Genomic DNA, 17,520 nt, shown 5'->3' with positions numbered 1-17,520 from the left:
AAACGCTCAAACCGCAAACGGGAATCCGATCATGACCTATGTTGTCACCGAAAACTGTATCGCCTGCAAATATACTGACTGTGTCGAAGTATGTCCGGTGGACTGTTTCTATGAAGGTGAGAACACGTTGGTCATCCATCCCGACGAATGCATCGACTGCGGTGTTTGCGAACCGGAATGCCCGGCCGACGCGATCCGCCCCGATACTGAACCGGGCATGGATCAATGGGTCGAATTCAATCGCAAGTACTCGGAAATGTGGCCCGTGATCGTCACCAAGAAAGATCCGCTTCCCGATGCGGAAGAACGCGACGGTGAAGAAGGCAAGATGGAGAAGTATTTCTCGGAAGCACCGGGCGAGGGTGGTTGAACGATTCGCGCTCAAACCCCTGTTTGATGCGCAAAGAACGCGGCACAACCTGTTGAAAACAGGTTGAATATGAAAATTTACCGTGGGGTAAACTTTCGGGTGTCGTATTTTTGTGATATACTTGGTTCTTGTATGATGACCGAGATTGGGATGCGCTCCACAAGTATGCTCGCTTTGGAGCTTTGAATTTGTGACAATATCGCCGCCTGTCGGGGCTGAAAAAGTCCCCGCATGTGGTGTTTTTGTTTTCTGTGTCCCGTCCGCAAGCAAGGAAAAAACTGAATGACAAAGTCGAAAAAGCTCGAGTTCCGCCCGAACGACTATGTTGTCTACCCCGCCCACGGCGTAGGCCAGATCATCTCGATCGAAGAACAGGAAGTCGCGGGCTTCTCTCTGGAGCTGTTCGTCATCTCATTTGAGAAAGACAAGATGACTCTGCGCGTGCCGACCAACAAGGTTACCGAATCCGGTCTGCGGTCGCTCAGCTCGCCCGACGTGATCAGTCAGGCGATGAAAACGCTGAAGGGAAAGGCAAAGGTCAAACGCGCCATGTGGTCGCGCCGTGCTCAGGAATACGAACAGAAAATCAACTCGGGCGATCTGATCTCGATTGCGGAAGTGGTCCGCGATCTGCATCGCACGGACGACCAGCGCGAGCAGAGCTATTCCGAGCGTCAGCTGTACGAAGCTGCCCTGGAACGCCTGACCCGCGAGGTCGCGGCGGTTTCCGGCGCCGGCGAAGTATCCGCTGCCAAACAGGTGGACGAAGTTCTGACCTCTCGCGCTGCCTGACAGCGAGTTCGATATGACAACAGGCCGCTCCACCATCGGGGCGGCCTTTTTCGTGGCTTGGTGAATTCCGCAAGTACCGCTAATTTCACTGTATATGCAGCAAGCTACAGGGCGGACATGAAGCAGACAGTTAGATATCTGTATATCGGACATGACCCGATTTCGGTCTGGTTTCGGTACGCTCTGATCCTGTTCGATGTTGCGACAATCATTTTCTTTGTCGCAACGGCTCACGTCCCTCATGGTCCCGGCTTGGTCCTTGCAAGCCAGTTGATCGGTTTTTTGATTTTCTTGGACTTCTCTGCGCGGCTTTGGATTTCAAAGGATCGTTGGAAGTTGCTGCGCCAGATTTATACGCTGGCGGATATTGTCGTCATCGTCTCGCTGGTTCTGGATCCGTTCCTGACGGGCAACCTGGCTTTCCTGAGGATTCTGCGGGCCTTGCGCCTGATCCACTCATACCATCTGCTCAGGGACTTGCGACGCGACAGCAGCTTTTTTCGCAACCATGAAGACGCGGTGATTGCGGCAATCAATCTGATGGTATTTGTCTTTGCCACCTCTACGGCGGTTTTGGTGTTCTTCATTCCGGAAGACGCCCAGACGCCTTACATAGACGCGCTGTATTTCACCATGGCCACCCTGACCACAACCGGCTTCGGCGACATCACGCTGAGCACCCCTTGGGGCAAGCTGTTCTCGGTGTTCATCATGGTCGTGGGTGTCGCGTTGTTTGTCCGTTTGGCGCAGGCGATATTCATGCCGCAGAAGGTACGTCACAAATGCCCAAGCTGCGGGTTGTATCGGCATGATCCCGATGCCGTGCATTGCAAGCATTGCGGTGGAACACTGCGGATCGAAACAGGCGGCGTGTCCTAGATCTGCGCGCTGATGGCAAGCAGAAACGCGATCTCGGCCAGTTGTTGCGATGCCCCAAGTATGTCCCCGGTCTGGCCGCCGATCTTCTTGCGCGCTGTCAGCGCCAAGATGGCAGCAACCGAGGCGGCAGAGAAGATGGCGGTGATCGCCGCACCCCCGCACAGAAAAACGGCGATTGGAGCGGCCAGGCCCAAGGACATGCTGACCGAAATCGCGCCGGGGGTTCCCACCGAATGGCTCAGCCCCGATTTTCTGGCGTTTGGCAGGGATGCCATCAAAACCGGCATCAAGGCGCGTGAGAACATGCAGGCTGCCAGAATCGCCCAAATCGACCCGGTTGCCAAAATCGTGGCAACTGCCGAAACCCGAGCAAGCTGAGAAAAAACCAAAGCGAGAACACCATAGGTTCCGATCTGGCTGTCTTTCATGATTTCAAGTCGACGTTCAGCGGTGAACCCGCCCCAGAGGCCGTCGAACGTATCGGCCATACCGTCCTCGTGCATCGCGCCCGTCGTCATGATCAACGTTGCAACCAATAGGGCCGCGGCAACAAAAGGGGGCAGATGAAAGACCATTGCCAACCATCCGACCAGACAGGCAATCGCTCCGACGGCCAGCCCGGCGATGGGGAAGGCCCATGCCGCCTGTGCCTGCCGCTTGAATACAGGTTCGGGCAATCGGGGCAGGGGCAGGCGGGTCAACAGCACCAGAGCCAGCGGAATGTCCCACAGGGAAAAGGGATTGGTGTCGTTTTTATGCACGCCCGTGCCTTTCGGGGTCTTGTTGGTTTCGATGCTTCGGTTAAACACACAGGACCACTCTGATGCAATGAGGCTTTCATGTTGCCTGAACTGAATGATTTGAACGCGTTCCGTGCTGCGCTTGCAGCGGCTCCGGGGCCGGATGCCACCGCGGCGCAGGGCGCGGCAGAGCGAAACGGACAACTGACGAAACCCCCGGGCGCGCTGGGGCGACTTGAAGATTTGGCAATCTGGTACGCAGGATGGCGAGGAAATGCCCGGCCACAGATCGCGGCGCCACAGGTCATCGTCTTTGCCGGAAACCACGGAGTCACTGCGCAGGGGGTCTCGGCTTTTCCGTCGGAAGTGACCGTGCAAATGGTGATGAACTTCGAACATGGCGGTGCGGCGATCAACCAACTGGCCCGGGCGGCGGGTGCAACGATGGATGTTCACGCGCTGGATCTGCACAACCCGACCGCAGATTTCACCCAGGCACCGGCCATGACGGAGGCCGAATTGCTGGACGCGCTGCGCACCGGCTGGCAGGCCGTGGATTCGCAGGCTGATCTGTTGGTCGTGGGCGAGATGGGCATTGGCAACACCACCCCGGCAGCCGCCATTGCCTGCGCGCTGTTCGGCGGTGACGCGGCCGATTGGACAGGTCGTGGGACGGGCGTCGATGATTCGGGGTTGACCAACAAGACCCGCGTTGTGGCCGAAGGTGTAGCGTTGCACAAGTCAGAGGACGGCCTTGAAATCCTACGCTGCCTCGGAGGTCGTGAGATTGCGGCGATGGCAGGGGCGATTGCCGCCGCGCGGATATTGCGCATTCCTGTGATCCTTGACGGTTTTATCTGTACCGCCGCCGCTGCCTGCCTGTGGAGGCTGTCGGACACCGCGCTGGATCACGCCGTGGCCGGCCACCAAAGCGCCGAGGCCGCACACGGTGCCGTATTGGCGAAGCTGGGCAAGGAACCGCTACTGAGCCTTGGTCTTCGGCTGGGCGAAGGGTCGGGCGGGGCGCTGGCGATCAATATTCTCAAAAGCGCCGTGGCCTGCCATTCCGGTATGGCAACCTTTGCCGAGGCAGGAGTGTCTGACGGTTGATTCATTGCCTGACCCGGGCACAGGCTTGGGTCAGGCGGATTTCTTGGCGTGTTTTTCGGCCAGTTCCAGCAGCGCGGTTTCCAGATCCTTTTCCAGCTGCTGTGCACGCTCGATGTATTTCTTGTTTTCGGCAGTTGGCAGACCCGGGACCCATAGTTCGGCGAGATCGCGAACAGACATCCGGTCATGGTGATAAAAGGTCTGTTCCGCCTGTGCGGCCTCGTACTCACTCAGCCCGATATTCTCCAGAACATAGCGGCCTGCGCGCAATGAGCTGTCGAAAAGCTCCCGCACGATGTCGTTGGCACCAGCCTGATAGAGCTCGTACACATGAGTCCGGTCGCGGGCGCGTGCGATGATGTGCAGGTCAGGGCGCTGCCGTCTGGCATACCCGACAAGTCGCGTGACTTGTTTGTGGTCATCCATGGCAGCGACAAGGACCGACGCTTTTTCCAATCCCGCAGCGCGCAGTAATTCAGGGCGTGTAGGATCGCCCAGAAACCCTTTGACGCCGAAACGGCGCATCAGCTGAATGGTTTCGATGTTGTGGTCCAGCACAACCGTCTTGAACCCGCTGGCCCGCACCAGCCGGTTTACAATTTGCCCGAACCGACCAATCCCGGCGATGATGACGGGGCCTTTTTCGTCAATTTCGTCCGGCACAGGTTCTTTGGAAGTGTCGCCGATCTTTCGCGACAGAAGATCGTAGATGATAAACAGAAGCGGTGTGATCAGCATCGTCAAAGCGATGATCATCAGCAGTTTTTGGGACAGGTCGGGGGGGATGACATTCTGTTGCGTGGAAAATGCCAGCAGAACAAAACCAAACTCACCCGCTTGCGCCAGCCCCAAGGTGAACAGCCAGTGATCGCGCCCACGCAACTTGAAGGCCTTGCCTACAAGATACAGGATGATCCCTTTTGCAAGGATCAAAAGAAGCGCCAGACCGATCAGGTCAAGGGGATCATCAAAGAAATAGGCAACATCAATACCGGCACCGACCGTGATGAAGAAAAGCCCAAGCAAAAGCCCTTTGAATGGCTCAAGGTCGCTTTCCATTTCATGTCTGAACTCGGAACTGGCCAGAACCACGCCCGCCAGGAAGGCGCCCAGGGCAGGAGAAAGTCCGACGAGGGTCATCAGGAAGGAAATCCCGACCACGATCATAAGCGCCAGAGCAGTATACATCTCGCGCAGGCGGGTCGCGTGGATGAAGCGAAACAGCGGGCGGGTCAGGTAGACACCGGCCAGGATGACAAACACCACTGCCCCGATCGTAACCAGCGTGACGGCCCAACCCGGCAGACCTTCGACCAGAGAAAGGCTGTGATGGTCCGCGCCGTGAAGGTCTCCGGCCCCGCGGTCAATCGAACCATCCGATTCGATATGAGGCATGGCCGGCAAGGCCAGAAGTGGAAGCAAGGCCAAGATCGGAATGACCGCTATGTCCTGCGTCAGCAGCACCGAAAACGTAGCTCGACCGCCATTTGTTCGCATCAGGCCCTTTTCCGAAAGAGTCTGAAGAACGATTGCCGTGGATGACAGCGACAAGGTCAGCCCTACGGCCAGGGCGACCGACCAGGGGTGGTTGGCGTACATTGCCACGGCAGCGATCGCAGCCGTCGACAACGCAACCTGCAACCCGCCCAACCCCAGCAACTTGTCGCGCATATCCCAAAGGGCGCGCGGCTCCAGTTCCAGACCGATCAGGAACAGCATCATCACCACACCGAATTCGGCAACGTGCTGAAGGTTTTCCGTTTCCGCGCCGACAAGCCCAAGAACAGGACCAATGATGATCCCGGCGGCCAGGTATCCCAGCACCGACCCCAGTCCCAGCCGTGCAGACAGGGGAACGGCGATGACCGCCGCTGCCAGATAGATCGAAGCCTGATATAGGAATACGTCCATATGTGTCCTCTCGGGCCCGTTCAGGTGGGCAGGGGGGCGTCGCGTTTCAGTTGGTCCATTACGATCTGGCTATGGACCCTTGCAACGGCAGGATGCGGCAGGATGACCGAATGTAGCAAGCTGTTGAGCGCGGAAAGATCGTCACAATAGATGTGCAGCAGGTAATCTGCCTCACCGGTCATCGTCCATGCGCTGGTAATTTCGGGGCGGGTGTCGACCATGCGGGCGAAGCTTGCAGATTGTTCAGGGCCATGAGTCCCAAGATGGACCTGAACAAAGCCTTGCACTTGCAGACCCAGTTTCAACGGGTCCAGTCGGGCGGCATACCCGGTGATGTACCCTTCGGCCTCAAGCCGCTGGCGGCGGCGTCCTGCCTGACTGGGCGACAGGTTCAGCATTTCGCCCAGTTGGTGCGCGGTCAGGTGTGCGTCCTTTTGCAGGGCGGAAAGCAATCGCTTGTCGGTCGCGTCCAGCATGTGCGGAAAAATCCTGCCTTTATTAACTTTTATGCGCGTTTTGCGCGCCTATCGGCAGTTTACACGAAAACAATGCGCAGAAACAGCGTCATAAAAGTCATATTTTTGAATCAGCAAAGAAATTCCTGTTTTCGAAGGAGACGCGCCATGGGTCCTTTCCCACACAACGCCCCGAAATCTGTTATCAGCGAAGAAAACCCTGCCGGTACCGATGGGTTTGAATTCGTCGAGTTTGCCCATCCTGAACCGCAGGAGCTACGTGATCTGTTCGCGAAGATGGGGTTTGATCTGGTGGCCCGCCACAAAGAAAAACCCGCCGTCGAGCTGTGGCAGCAAGGGGATGTCACCTATATCCTGAACGCGGATCCCGACAGCTTTGCCGCGAGGTTCGTGGACGAGCACGGCCCTTGCGCGCCATCCATGGGGTGGCGCGTTGTTGATGCGCAAAAGGCCTATGACCATGCCGTATCGAAAGGTGCAGAACCTTACTACGGCGCTGACAAAACCATGAATGTGCCTGCGATCAAGGGCATCGGCGGATCATTGATCTATTTTATCGATCAATATTACGACACATCGCCATACAATCAGGAATTCGAGTGGATCAAGGAATCCAAACCACGGGGTGTGGGTTTCTTCTATCTCGATCACCTGACGCACAACGTCTACAAGGGCAACATGGACAAGTGGTTCAAGTTCTACGGCGACCTGTTCAACTTCCGTGAAATTCGTTTCTTTGACATTCAGGGCAAGTTCACCGGGTTGTACAGCCGGGCGCTGACGTCTCCTTGTGGTCGTATCCGCATTCCGATCAACGAAGACCGCGGTGAGACGGGGCAAATCGTGTCTTACCTGAAGAAATACAAAGGTGAAGGCATTCAGCATATTGCTGTCGGCAGTGACGATATTTACGCCTCGACCGATGCAATTGCGGAAAACGGTCTGAAATTCATGCCGGGCCCGAACAAGGCATATTACGAAATGTCCAAGACCCGCGTGGCCGGCCACGAGGAGCCGTTGGACCGGATGATGAAACACGGCATCCTGATCGATGGTGAAGGCGTCGTTAACGGTGGTGAGACCCGGATTCTGCTACAGATTTTCTCGAAAACCGTCATCGGACCGATCTTCTTCGAGTTCATTCAGCGCAAGGGCGACGACGGTTTCGGCGAGGGAAATTTCCAGGCGCTATTCGAATCCATCGAACGCGAACAGATCGAAAGCGGCGAGATTTCCGCAGCCTGATTGCAACGCACTGACACGCCGGGGGCAGTTCATCTGCCTTCGGCGCTTTTATGTGACGGTTGGTACGTCAGAAGATCGATTGCCGGTTTTCAGCTGCGCGGCATCGCCAGGGTCACGTTGCGGCCCTTTTTCTGATATCGAAGCTCACTGTCGCTGATCGCGATCACTTTCCCGCCATCAAGGCGGTCTCCGACTTTCAGCTTTTTGTAACGCCCGCTGGGAAGCCGCACCAATGCGCGTCTGTTGGCTGGCGTTCCGTAGACCCCGATCAAGTTCAGCCTGCGCAGGTTGATTGCGTTGTCGATCGTGGCTTGTCGTGCGACCGACGCGGTCGAAGGGATTTTGGGTGCGACGGTCTTTGGTTGGAACGATCCTGCTTCATCGGATTTCTGATCCAATGCTGCTGTGGACCCAAGATTCGAACTGTTTGAAACAGTTGATTTGGCAGGGGCCAATCCGGCAGGGCGGGATTTGGGGCGCGGTACTCTTACGACAGCCAAGGCCGTTGGTGCATCATCGACCTGTGGCTTGGTCTGAAGGCTTTCCGGGCGCGCTTTCGGCCGCTTGGATGCCAATTCCTCCAATGACCGGCCACCCAGTTGACCGCGCTCGAAATTCTCGACCAGATCAGCAGGGCGTGGCTTGGGCCGAATGCCCGCCAATCTGTCGTCGACCTCGTCGACCACCGGTTCTTCTTCGAAACGAACCGGAGTTTCAGGCGGAACCTTGGATGGGCGCCCCAGATAAACAACGATCCCTTCCGGATTCACGGTGCCTTCCGGTGTTGGCACGACCAGGCCGTTCTCATCCAGATCAAACCGAGTGCCCGCAATGTTGGGGGATACGTCGGGTTCAAAAGGAGCGTCGGTGTCAAAACTGGGGTCGGGCGGTAGGGCAACCGCATCCTCGAACAGATCGGCGTTGTCGAGTGATGCCAGATACAATTCCTGCGGTTCAACAGTTTCGGGTATTTCCGGTGCCGCTGGCGCTGTCGTGCTTATGCCCGTAACGGCCTCGACACCTTTTTGTGTCTCGGGGTCCTGAGCGACGGATTCCACCGCGGTAGGGGCTACTTTGAGGGCCTCCAGAATGGCTGCATCTGTGGCAGTCAGATCCGGCTGCGTGCCGGTCTCGGTTTCTGAGGCCTCGTTCGCTGGCTCTTCGGCGTCATCGGTCGTAAGGTCCGGAACGACTTGTTGCGGGGTTTCCAGCGCAGCCGTGTCCAGCTCTGGTTCAGGCAGGGGCTCTGCGGCCGGTTCAGAAGTCGAAACCGCAACCTGCGCCGGGCTCTGTTCCGCCTGATCCTGTTCAGGGTCGGACCCCGATGCCAGCCAAATACCAACTAGTCCACCAACGAGAAACACAGCGGCAAAGACAGCAATGGCAGACCGGTTTACCCTTGAAGATGCATCAAGGCTTTTCGCTGTTTCCCGGGGTACTCGGAAAGCCTCGGGCGCGGCGGTGCCGGCAATCGGATGGGTGGGCAGGCCGGAATCATCAGCCTGTTCAACTGCGTCCATTTCCACCGGAGATGGCTGGTTTTCCGGGTGTGACAGATCGGAAGCGTCCGAGGTTTCGCGAAACAACGCCTCGCGCGGGAACGCGCCCTCTTTGTCTTCGGCAGTGAACGCCACCACCACAAAACCATGTTCCGAGGCAAAGGTCCGTGCTTCGGCCAGAGTTTCAACCGCCACGGCGGCAACAAAGGTCGTGCCGCCTTCGGTGTGACTGTCATAACTCAGTTCCGACAGGGCGTAAGGCGTGGCCTCGGTCAGAGCACTTTCGATACGTTCCGTCCGGCCTTCCGGCAGCAACCCATCGGTCGAAAGCTTTAGAAACCGAACCTGATCTTCTGGCAGCACGAGCTTGCAGCTCAGATCATTTTCCAGCGCAAATGCCTTTTCCCGCAACGCCTGTATCTGTGCGGACAAGTCCGGAACATCCAGCGGAATCGTACCGACGACAAACCAGTCGTCATCGGAACGGTGGTGCAGTGTTATTCCGGTCGCAGAAAAAGACAGCGCAAAAGCGGGTTTCATATTCCGGAGGAACCATAATTATCAATGTCAATGCAAACGACTTTGCGTTTGCAGACCGACATTAAAGCAGGAACCCGCCGAGGGAAAGAAAAAGGCGGTATCCCCTCTTGTATCGCAAGGACCCGTCAACCCATCTAAAAGCAGAGTAATTTGGAGTGATAACCTTGAAGACATTCGCTTTTCTGGCCGCGATGATGGCGGCAACGGCTGCCGGGGCCGCTCATGCGGAAGAACGTCGCATCAACGTTGATGCAACCGGAACAGTGCAGATTGCGCCTGATATGGCGACGATAACCTTGGGCGTGACCAACGAAAACGCCGAAGCCTCGGCTGCGATGCAGGCGACGTCGGATGCCGTTTCCAAAGTCCTGGCGCGTCTGACCGAGATGGGTATCGAAGATCGTGACGTCCAGACACGGGATCTGTCATTGTCCCCCGTCTGGTCGGGTCGTCATGGACAGAATGGGGAGACACCGGAAATCACCGGCTTTACTGCGTCCAATCGCGTGTTTGTGCGTGTGCGCGACCTGACCCAACTGGGGAAGATCATGGACGCGGTCATTCAGGACGGCGCCAATGATTTCGGGGGCTTGAGCTTTGGCGTGCAGGATCCCAACCCGATCGAGGCGCAGGCGCGTGCCAAGGCCGTTGGCGAAGCCACGGCCAAAGCACAGCAGTTGGCAGAGGCAGCGGGCGTGACGCTTGGTCCGGTTCATTCGATCTCGGAACAAACGGCTGGCATTCGTCCGATGGCAGAAATGCGCGCGCTGAGCATGGCGGATGCGGGTGGTGTTCCCGTCGCGGGAGGCGAGGTCTCGGTTTCCGTCAGTGTCTCGATGGAATTCGAGATTTCAGACTAAGATCACGCTTTCGCGCGGGCCATCAGCGGTTTGCGCTGCTGGCCCGTGCCGTCAAAATTGTCGGGCGACAGCCAGGCTTCGAATGCATCGCGAATGCGCGGCCATTCGGTGTCGATGATCGCGTACCACGCCGTATCCCGATTGCGGCCCTTGTAATGGGTCGCCTGCCGGAACACCCCTTCGAAAGTAAATCCCAGCCGTTCAGCGGCATTGCGTGACGGTGCATTCAGTGCATCGCATTTCCACTCGTACCGGCGATAGCCGAGCTCATCGAAAACCCGCTTCATCATGAGGTACATGACCTCGGTCGATTGCGGCTTGCGTTGCAGCAGCGGCGAAAAGTGGATGTGGCCGACTTCGATGGCACCCGCTGCGGGTTCGATCCGAAGATAAGAGGCCATGCCCACCGGCACTTCGTCCGCATCCAATACGGTATGAAACATCGGGTCTGCATCCATGCAGTTGGTGCGGGCCCAGTCTTCAAATTCCGGTTCGCTGTCAAACGGGCCATAGGGCAGGTATGTCCAGTTACGGCCATCCCTGTCATTTGCAAACGCCCGAAAAAGTCCGGGCGCATGGCGATTCACATCCAGTGGCACGACAGAACAGTACCGGCCTTCCATCGGTGTATAAGGCGGCGTCGGGCGCGGAAAGTCACCCGACACCGGCAAACCGATGGGCTGGCCAAGGTCGTTTGTGTCGTGCCCGGCCATTGTCAGGCGCTGGCCTTGGCGAGGGCCTGATCAAGGTCCGCGATCAAGTCGTTCACGTCTTCGATGCCGATAGACACCCGCACGACACCGGGGCCCGCGCCCGCGGCTTCCTGTTGTTCCGGCGTCAGTTGTCGGTGGGTGGTCGAGGCCGAATGGATGATCAACGAGCGGGCATCGCCCAGATTGGCCACATGGCTGAAAATCTCAAGAGCGTTGACCAGTTTGATACAGGCGTCATAGCCGCCCTTCACCGCAAAGGTGAACAATGCACCTGCGCCACGTGGATACTGCGATTTGACCCGATCCTTGTACGGTGATGACGGCAATCCCGCATAGGTGACGTATTCCACCCGGTCATCCGCTTCCAGCCACGCTGCGATTTTCTGGGCGTTCTCCACGTGGCGCTCCATCCGCAGCGACAGTGTTTCGATCCCCATCAGCGTGTAATGGGCTGCCTGCGGGTTCATGGTCATGCCCAGATCACGCAGACCGATGGCAATGCCGTGGAAGGTGAAGGCCAGCGGGCCAAAGGTCTCGTGGAACTTCAGGCCGTGATAGGCAGGCTCGGGTTCGCTCAGTGACGGGAATTTGTCATTCGCGGACCAGTCGAACTTGCCAGAATCCACGATGCACCCGCCTGTGACGGTGCCGTTGCCGGTCAGGTACTTGGTGGTAGAATGCACAACCAGCGTTGCGCCGTGCTCGATCGGACGGCACAGGTAGGGCGTGGCCGAGGTGTTGTCGACAATCAGCGGGATGCCCGCTGCATCAGCAACGTCCGCCAACGCACGGATATCAGACACGTAACCGCCCGGATTGGCGATGGACTCGCAGAACACGGCGCGGGTGTTTTCGTCGATGGCATCCTTCACGGCGTCTAGATCATCGGTGTCCACGAACTTGGCGGACCAGCCAAAGCGTTTGATCGTCTGGCTGAACTGCGTGACCGTACCGCCATACAAACGGGTCGAGGCGACCACGTTGCAGCCGGGGCCCATCAGCGGAAACAGCGCCATGATCTGTGCCGCATGCCCGGACGAGCAGCACACCGCCCCGACGCCGCCTTCAAGCGTCGCCACGCGTTCCTGTAGAACAGCGACGGTTGGGTTGGTCAGGCGGGAATAGATAAAGCCCACCTCTTGCAGGTTGAACAGGGCCGCTGCGTGGTCCGCATCCTGGAACACATAGGCCGTGGTCTGATAAATCGGTGTCTGGCGTGCTCCGGTCGCCGGGTCGGGGCGGGCACCCGCATGAATTTGCAATGTGTCGAAACCGTAGGTCGGGCCGTCAGACATCGTGAAAATCTCCTGTTGGTATCTGTCTTGCGGAATCTGTAGGCCATTGCCCGCCTGCGCACAACGATCCTGTCAGCGCAGCCAGAGTCCTTTGCTTTTGATCGCGTTGCGCAGTGCCTGTTCCCGCCGCGGCAGATTGTCCTGATCAAAGAGCGCACGGATTTTTTCGCCTTTGCCCTGAAGAACCAGCTTTTTCAGCGGATCATACTGTTTGAGCACTTTTTTGACCTTGTTGGGGGCCACGACGGTTTCCAGCACATCGATCACGTGATCGCTTTCGCGGGCATAAAGCAAAGGGAACAGGCGATAGTGGCAGCTGACGGACCCATCCAGAAGCCCGTCCGGCAAAGCATCTCGCCCACCGCCGAAAGAATGAATGACCAGCGGCAGAGCTGCCTGATCCAGCCATGGGTCAAGGTTCTGGCCCGTCAGTTCGGGAATGTTTTCATCCCGGATCGTTCTTGCGTAGTCCAGGTACCGTTCACCGAACATCCTGGGGCATTTGTAAAAGAAGTAACCCGCGTTGAAGTAAAGGTAGCGCCGCCAGTAACCATCGGGTTGGTCCGGATCCACCGAGCTTTCGAAATCCAGCCCGAAGCGGGCATAAAGCGCCCGCCAGATACCGTCAAAGCCGGGGCCGTACAGCGTCGGCTTTGGCCACGTGCCCTCGACCTTCAGTGAGGCTCCAGGGCGGTCGAAATCGAACGGAACGCTTGTGATGTCGCCGGTGATCAGCGTGTCCGTATCAAAGAACACAAAGGGTTCACCTTCCGGCAGGGCCAACAAAGCCTCGATCTTGTTGCCATATGGGTAGCTTTCGCCAAAAACATGCGAGTCGAAGGGCAGGATTTCGGCATCCAACTGTTTCAGGGCTTTCAGAACGTCTTCGTCCTGGATGCCGGGGTTGTGGGTCCAGCGCGGGCCCGGGTTGGGTGTGGCGACAAACAGCCGGCCTTTGAACCCGGGCGAGCAATGGCGAAGCGAGGCCGCAAACAACAAGGCCTCATATTGCAGGCGGTTGTTTTGCCCGACAACCGCGATGTTGAATTTCCGAGAACTTGCCTGCATCTATGCCCATTCCTGAAAGCTGCCGGAACCGGCACCCTTTGATCCGGGTTACAGCAAGCGGGGTGGGGCGTCAAAAGCCGAAAGTTTGATTTCTTGTTATCTATGGTATTCCTCTCATCGCGCCGAGGAAGCGGTGAGCAAGGTCATTTTGCAGGTTTTCCGAGGTTGGCCCGGTTCCTGTCGAAAGGTGAAATCGGCGGTGAGCCATGCTCACAGAACCTTGTTTGCCAATCCCCGCACATCCCTTTCTTGGCCAAATCCTGCCTTTGGACCCAATGTTTCAACGCTTTTCATGCTTAATCCGCGGGCGAAGTGCCCAAAAACGCAGTTGTTTTTGCAAGGCTTTTCATTTTTTGACCATTTGGCAAATTTTACCAATTGATAAAAAATTTATTTGTGGCAAGCTGAGAGCATAACAAACTTATCTACAGGGAGTAGAGTGATGGCACAGGGCCAGATGGCACCCGGTATCGTAGCCGGGCGGCTTTCAAGCGATGAGCTGACCTCGAATTTCACCGATCTGCACCCGCCGCTTGCGCAGCATGAGGCCGCAGTAGCCGCAGATCGCTGTTATTTCTGCTATGACGCGCCATGCGTGACGGCCTGTCCAACGGATATCGATATCCCGTTGTTCATTCGCCAGATTCAAGCCGGTCAACCGCAATCAGCAGGGCGCACGATTCTGGAACAGAATATTCTGGGCGGAATGTGCGCTCGGGTCTGTCCAACCGAAACGCTGTGCGAAGAGGCCTGCGTTCGCGAGGCCGCCGAGGGTAAGCCGGTTGAGATCGGGCGCCTGCAACGTTTCGCTACCGATGAAATCATGGCCTCGGGTGTGCATCCGTTTGAACGTGCGCCTTCGACCGGCAAGACAGTTGCCGTTGTGGGGGCCGGGCCTGCGGGTCTGGCCTGTGCCCACCGGCTGGCGATGCTGGGCCATGACGTGGTGATCCACGAAAGCAAGCCCAAACCCGGCGGCCTGAATGAATATGGTATCGCAGCCTACAAATCGACCAACGATTTTGCACAGGCCGAGGTGGACTGGCTGCTGAAAATCGGAGGGATTGCAATCGAGACCGGTTCGGTTTTGGGCGAAAGCATCTCATTGGATGGGCTGGTCGAAAACTACGACGCGGTGTTTCTGTCCATCGGTCTTGCCGGTGTCAACGCCTTGCGTGCAGGCGGCGTCGACAAGGACGGTGTGCGGGCCGCGGTCGATTTCATATCAGACGTGCGGCAGGCCAGCGACCTTGCCGATCTGCCCGTTGGACGGAATGTGGTCGTCATCGGCGGGGGCATGACAGCTGTGGATGCCGCCGTGAAATCCAAGCTTCTGGGCGCCGAAAACGTCACGATTGCCTATCGCCGCGGCCGGGATGCCATGGGGGCCAGCCGGTACGAGCAGGACCTGGCAGCGTCGCATGGCGTTCGGATCATGACCAATGTTCAGCCGGTGGCCATCCACGGCAATGGTACCGCAACCGAGATCGAGCTGGAATATACATCCAGCCAGAACGGTCAGCTGATCGGAACCGGAGAAACGATCCGCTTGCCGGCCGATCAGGTTCTCAAGGCTATTGGGCAGACCTTGGAGGGCGCACCCGAAGGCCTGACGCTGGATGGCAACAAGATCGCCGTCAGCGGTGCTGGCCGAACCTCCTTGGCTGGTGTCTGGGCTGGTGGTGACTGCGCTGCGGGCGGTGAAGATCTGACCGTAACGGCCGTTGCCGAAGGTCGGGACGCGGCGATGGACATCCACGCAACGCTCGTTTCGTGATAGGGTGGGGTATTCACCCCATTCCTTTCGCTGCTGAGGTATTCCCATGTCCCAGATCGAACAAGCTGTTGCTCAACACTATACCACCGGTGCACTGACCGAACGCGTCCGCGCGGCGCTGAAGGCCAGCGGCATCGACCCGGATGCGGCCACGGTCGCTGATCTGAAGGCGGGGGATGAATTCCATACAGGCGGCGTTCTTGCGACCGACAACCTGTTTGCGCAACTTTCCCCGACCCATGCGACACGCGTTCTGGATGTTGGATGCGGCATCGGAGGCACATCCCGGTACATAGTGGACAAATATGACTCAACGGTGACAGGGGTCGATCTGACGCCCGAGTTCGTGGAAACCGCAACTGCGCTCAGCGATCTGGTCGGGCATTCCGAAAAGACCAGCTTTCACGTTGGCAGTGCTCTGGACATGCCTGTGCCGGATGCCGGGTTCGACCTTGCCGTCATGATGCATGTGGGCATGAATATCGAAGACAAAGCGGGGCTGTTCGCTGAAGTGTCACGCGTACTGGCCACCGGTGGCACCTTTGCCCTGTTCGACGTCATGGGCGGAGAGGTGGATGAGCCGCTGGCTTTTCCGCTTCCCTGGTCCACTTTTCCGGAAACCTCCTTTGTTCACGCGCCAGAGGTATACAAAGACGCTGCGGCCGCGGCTGGTCTTGAGCTGGTTGCCGAAACAGACCGCACCGCGTTTGCGATCCAGTTCTTCGAAGACGTGTTTGCCAAGATAGCCGAGACCGGACCAGCGCCGCTGGGAATCCACCTGATGATGGGCGAAACGGCGCCCGAAAAGTTCCAAAACTACGTCAAAAACCTCAAGGCCGGGCGTATTCGCCCGACCGAAATGATATTCAAAAAATCCGGCTGAGCCGGGAAGGGAGAAGCCATGGCCGATCTGACGACAAACTTTCTGGGCATTTCCAGCCCCAACCCGTTCTGGCTGGCCTCTGCGCCTCCGACGGACAAGGAATACAATGTGCGCCGCGCCTTCGAAGCCGGGTGGGGCGGCGTTGTCTGGAAAACGCTTGGCGCAGAAGGACCTCCGGTCGTGAACGTGAATGGCCCGCGCTATGGCGCAATCTACGGGGCCGACCGCCGTTTGCTGGGCCTGAACAATATCGAACTGATCACGGATCGCCCTCTCGAGGTGAACCTGGAGGAAATGGCGCGGGTCAAATCCGATTACCCGGATCGCGCCTTGATCGCGTCGATCATGGTTCCGTGTGAGGAAGAAGCATGGAAGGCCATTCTGCCACGCGTGGCAGAAACCGGTGCGGACGGGATCGAGCTGAACTTCGGCTGCCCTCATGGGATGAGTGAACGTGGTATGGGCTCGGCCGTGGGGCAGGTTCCGGAATATATCGAGATGGTCACGCGCTGGTGCAAACAGTATTACGACCGTCCGGTCATCGTTAAGCTTACGCCGAACATCACTGACATCCGCAAACCGGCTGCGGCAGCCAGAAACGGTGGCGCGGATGCGGTGTCGCTGATCAACACCATCAATTCGATCACCAGCGTCAATCTGGACACGTTCAGCCCTGAACCGTCCATTGACGGCAAAGGCAGCCACGGTGGGTATTGCGGCCCCGCCGTCAAGCCCATTGCATTGTCGATGGTGTCCGAGATCGCGCGGGCCGAGGCGACACGAGGCCTGCCGATTTCCGGCATCGGCGGCGTCACCACTTGGCGTGACGCGGCCGAGTTCATCTCGCTGGGTTGCGGCAACGTTCAGGTGTGCACCGCTGCGATGACCTATGGTTTCAAGATCATCGACGAACTGACGGCAGGGCTGTCGGAATGGATGGATGAGAAAGGCTATTCCAGCATTGATGAAGTGATCGGACGTGCGGTGCCCAATGTCACCGACTGGCAGTATCTGAACCTCAACTACGTCGCCAAGGCGAAGATCGATCAGGATCAGTGCATCAAGTGTGGCCGGTGTTATGCGGCCTGCGAAGACACCAGCCACCAGGCGATTTCCATGTCCGAGGACCGCGTCTTTGAGGTGATGGATGACGAATGCGTCGCCTGCAACCTATGCGTCGATGTTTGTCCGATCGAAGGCTGCATCGATATGGTGCCGATGGCAGCGGGCGAGGTTGATCCCCGGACCGGAAAAGAAGTTCAGCCAACCTATGCGAACTGGACGACGCATCCGAACAACCCGATGGCCAAGGCGGCCGAATGAGGGGATTGCGACAGATCGTCAAGGGGCCGTTTTTTCGGC

At 57.8% G+C, this 17,520-nt stretch carries 16 protein-coding genes; 9 read left to right on the top strand and 7 right to left on the bottom strand.

Going from position 1 to position 17,520, the window contains the following annotated elements; translation table 11 throughout:
• Positions 1-31: 31 nt before the first annotated feature.
• The 3 genes from fdxA (at position 32) to GOW04_RS05860 (ending at position 2,041) form a co-directional block, all read left to right on the top strand.
• The gene (gene fdxA, locus GOW04_RS05870) at positions 32-370 is read left to right on the top strand and encodes a ferredoxin FdxA (protein WP_152457680.1); all 339 of its coding nucleotides are present in this window, start codon (positions 32-34) and stop codon (positions 368-370) included.
• 282 nt (positions 371-652) lie between these two features.
• The gene (locus GOW04_RS05865; protein ID WP_152457681.1) at positions 653-1,162 is read left to right on the top strand and encodes a CarD family transcriptional regulator; all 510 of its coding nucleotides are present in this window, start codon (positions 653-655) and stop codon (positions 1,160-1,162) included.
• Positions 1,163-1,279: 117 nt separating this feature from the next.
• Positions 1,280-2,041: an ion channel gene (locus GOW04_RS05860; RefSeq protein WP_171231824.1), complete on the top strand. Its 762-nt coding sequence runs from the start codon at positions 1,280-1,282 to the stop codon at positions 2,039-2,041.
• Here GOW04_RS05860 and cobS read toward each other — a convergent pair.
• On the bottom strand, positions 2,038-2,802 hold the full coding sequence (gene cobS, locus GOW04_RS05855) for an adenosylcobinamide-GDP ribazoletransferase (protein WP_171231823.1): 765 nt from the start codon (positions 2,800-2,802) through the stop codon (positions 2,038-2,040). The genes GOW04_RS05860 and cobS overlap by 4 nt on opposite strands.
• A 78-nt stretch (positions 2,803-2,880) precedes the next feature.
• On the opposite strand from cobS, the gene cobT reads away from it, so the two are divergent.
• On the top strand, positions 2,881-3,891 hold the full coding sequence (gene cobT / locus GOW04_RS05850) for a nicotinate-nucleotide--dimethylbenzimidazole phosphoribosyltransferase (protein WP_171231822.1): 1,011 nt from the start codon (positions 2,881-2,883) through the stop codon (positions 3,889-3,891).
• A gap of 30 nt (positions 3,892-3,921) precedes the next feature.
• On the opposite strand, the gene GOW04_RS05845 is transcribed toward cobT, so the two are convergent.
• On the bottom strand, positions 3,922-5,802 hold the full coding sequence (locus tag GOW04_RS05845) for a monovalent cation:proton antiporter-2 (CPA2) family protein (RefSeq protein WP_171231821.1): 1,881 nt from the start codon (positions 5,800-5,802) through the stop codon (positions 3,922-3,924).
• Positions 5,803-5,822: 20 nt separating this feature from the next.
• Positions 5,823-6,278: an Lrp/AsnC family transcriptional regulator gene (locus GOW04_RS05840; protein WP_152457686.1), complete on the bottom strand. Its 456-nt coding sequence runs from the start codon at positions 6,276-6,278 to the stop codon at positions 5,823-5,825.
• A gap of 147 nt (positions 6,279-6,425) precedes the next feature.
• On the opposite strand from GOW04_RS05840, the gene hppD reads away from it, so the two are divergent.
• Positions 6,426-7,523 carry a 4-hydroxyphenylpyruvate dioxygenase gene (hppD, locus tag GOW04_RS05835; RefSeq protein WP_171231820.1) on the top strand — a complete coding sequence of 366 codons (1,098 nt, stop codon included), beginning with the start codon at positions 6,426-6,428 and terminating at the stop codon, positions 7,521-7,523.
• 89 nt (positions 7,524-7,612) lie between these two features.
• On the opposite strand, the gene GOW04_RS05830 is transcribed toward hppD, so the two are convergent.
• A complete protein-coding gene (locus tag GOW04_RS05830) occupies positions 7,613-9,562 on the bottom strand; it encodes a hypothetical protein (protein WP_171231819.1) in 1,950 nt (649 codons plus the stop codon).
• Between the two features lie 155 nt (positions 9,563-9,717).
• Here GOW04_RS05830 and GOW04_RS05825 point away from each other — a divergent pair, with 155 nt between their 5' ends.
• The gene (locus GOW04_RS05825; RefSeq protein ID WP_371814353.1) at positions 9,718-10,422 is read left to right on the top strand and encodes an SIMPL domain-containing protein; all 705 of its coding nucleotides are present in this window, start codon (positions 9,718-9,720) and stop codon (positions 10,420-10,422) included.
• A gap of 2 nt (positions 10,423-10,424) precedes the next feature.
• Here the strand turns inward: GOW04_RS05825 and GOW04_RS05820 are convergent, their stop codons facing one another.
• The 3 genes from GOW04_RS05820 to GOW04_RS05810 all read right to left on the bottom strand — a co-directional run bounded on the left by GOW04_RS05820 (position 10,425) and on the right by GOW04_RS05810 (position 13,498).
• A complete protein-coding gene (locus GOW04_RS05820) occupies positions 10,425-11,135 on the bottom strand; it encodes a GNAT family N-acetyltransferase (RefSeq protein ID WP_171228551.1) in 711 nt (236 codons plus the stop codon).
• A 2-nt stretch (positions 11,136-11,137) separates the two neighbouring features.
• Positions 11,138-12,430, bottom strand: a complete 1,293-nt coding sequence (locus tag GOW04_RS05815) for an O-acetylhomoserine aminocarboxypropyltransferase/cysteine synthase family protein (RefSeq protein ID WP_171231817.1) — start codon at positions 12,428-12,430, stop codon at positions 11,138-11,140.
• 72 nt (positions 12,431-12,502) lie between these two features.
• Positions 12,503-13,498 carry a hypothetical protein gene (locus GOW04_RS05810; RefSeq protein WP_171231816.1) on the bottom strand — a complete coding sequence of 332 codons (996 nt, stop codon included), beginning with the start codon at positions 13,496-13,498 and terminating at the stop codon, positions 12,503-12,505.
• A gap of 442 nt (positions 13,499-13,940) precedes the next feature.
• Here GOW04_RS05810 and GOW04_RS05805 point away from each other — a divergent pair, with 442 nt between their 5' ends.
• The 3 genes from GOW04_RS05805 to preA are packed head-to-tail and all read left to right on the top strand — an operon-like array spanning position 13,941 to position 17,481.
• Positions 13,941-15,275, top strand: a complete 1,335-nt coding sequence (locus GOW04_RS05805; RefSeq protein WP_171204581.1) for an NAD(P)-dependent oxidoreductase — start codon at positions 13,941-13,943, stop codon at positions 15,273-15,275.
• 46 nt (positions 15,276-15,321) lie between these two features.
• Positions 15,322-16,158, top strand: a complete 837-nt coding sequence (locus GOW04_RS05800) for a methyltransferase domain-containing protein (protein ID WP_171231815.1) — start codon at positions 15,322-15,324, stop codon at positions 16,156-16,158.
• Positions 16,159-16,176: 18 nt separating this feature from the next.
• On the top strand, positions 16,177-17,481 hold the full coding sequence (preA, locus tag GOW04_RS05795) for an NAD-dependent dihydropyrimidine dehydrogenase subunit PreA (protein ID WP_171228556.1): 1,305 nt from the start codon (positions 16,177-16,179) through the stop codon (positions 17,479-17,481).
• Positions 17,482-17,520: the final 39 nt, after the last annotated feature.

The organism is Ruegeria sp. HKCCA4812 (assembly GCF_013034245.1).
Taxonomy (GTDB): domain Bacteria; phylum Pseudomonadota; class Alphaproteobacteria; order Rhodobacterales; family Rhodobacteraceae; genus Ruegeria.
The sequence above is the reverse complement of the archived record's forward strand: the minus strand, read 5'-3'. Positions and strand labels throughout refer to the sequence as shown.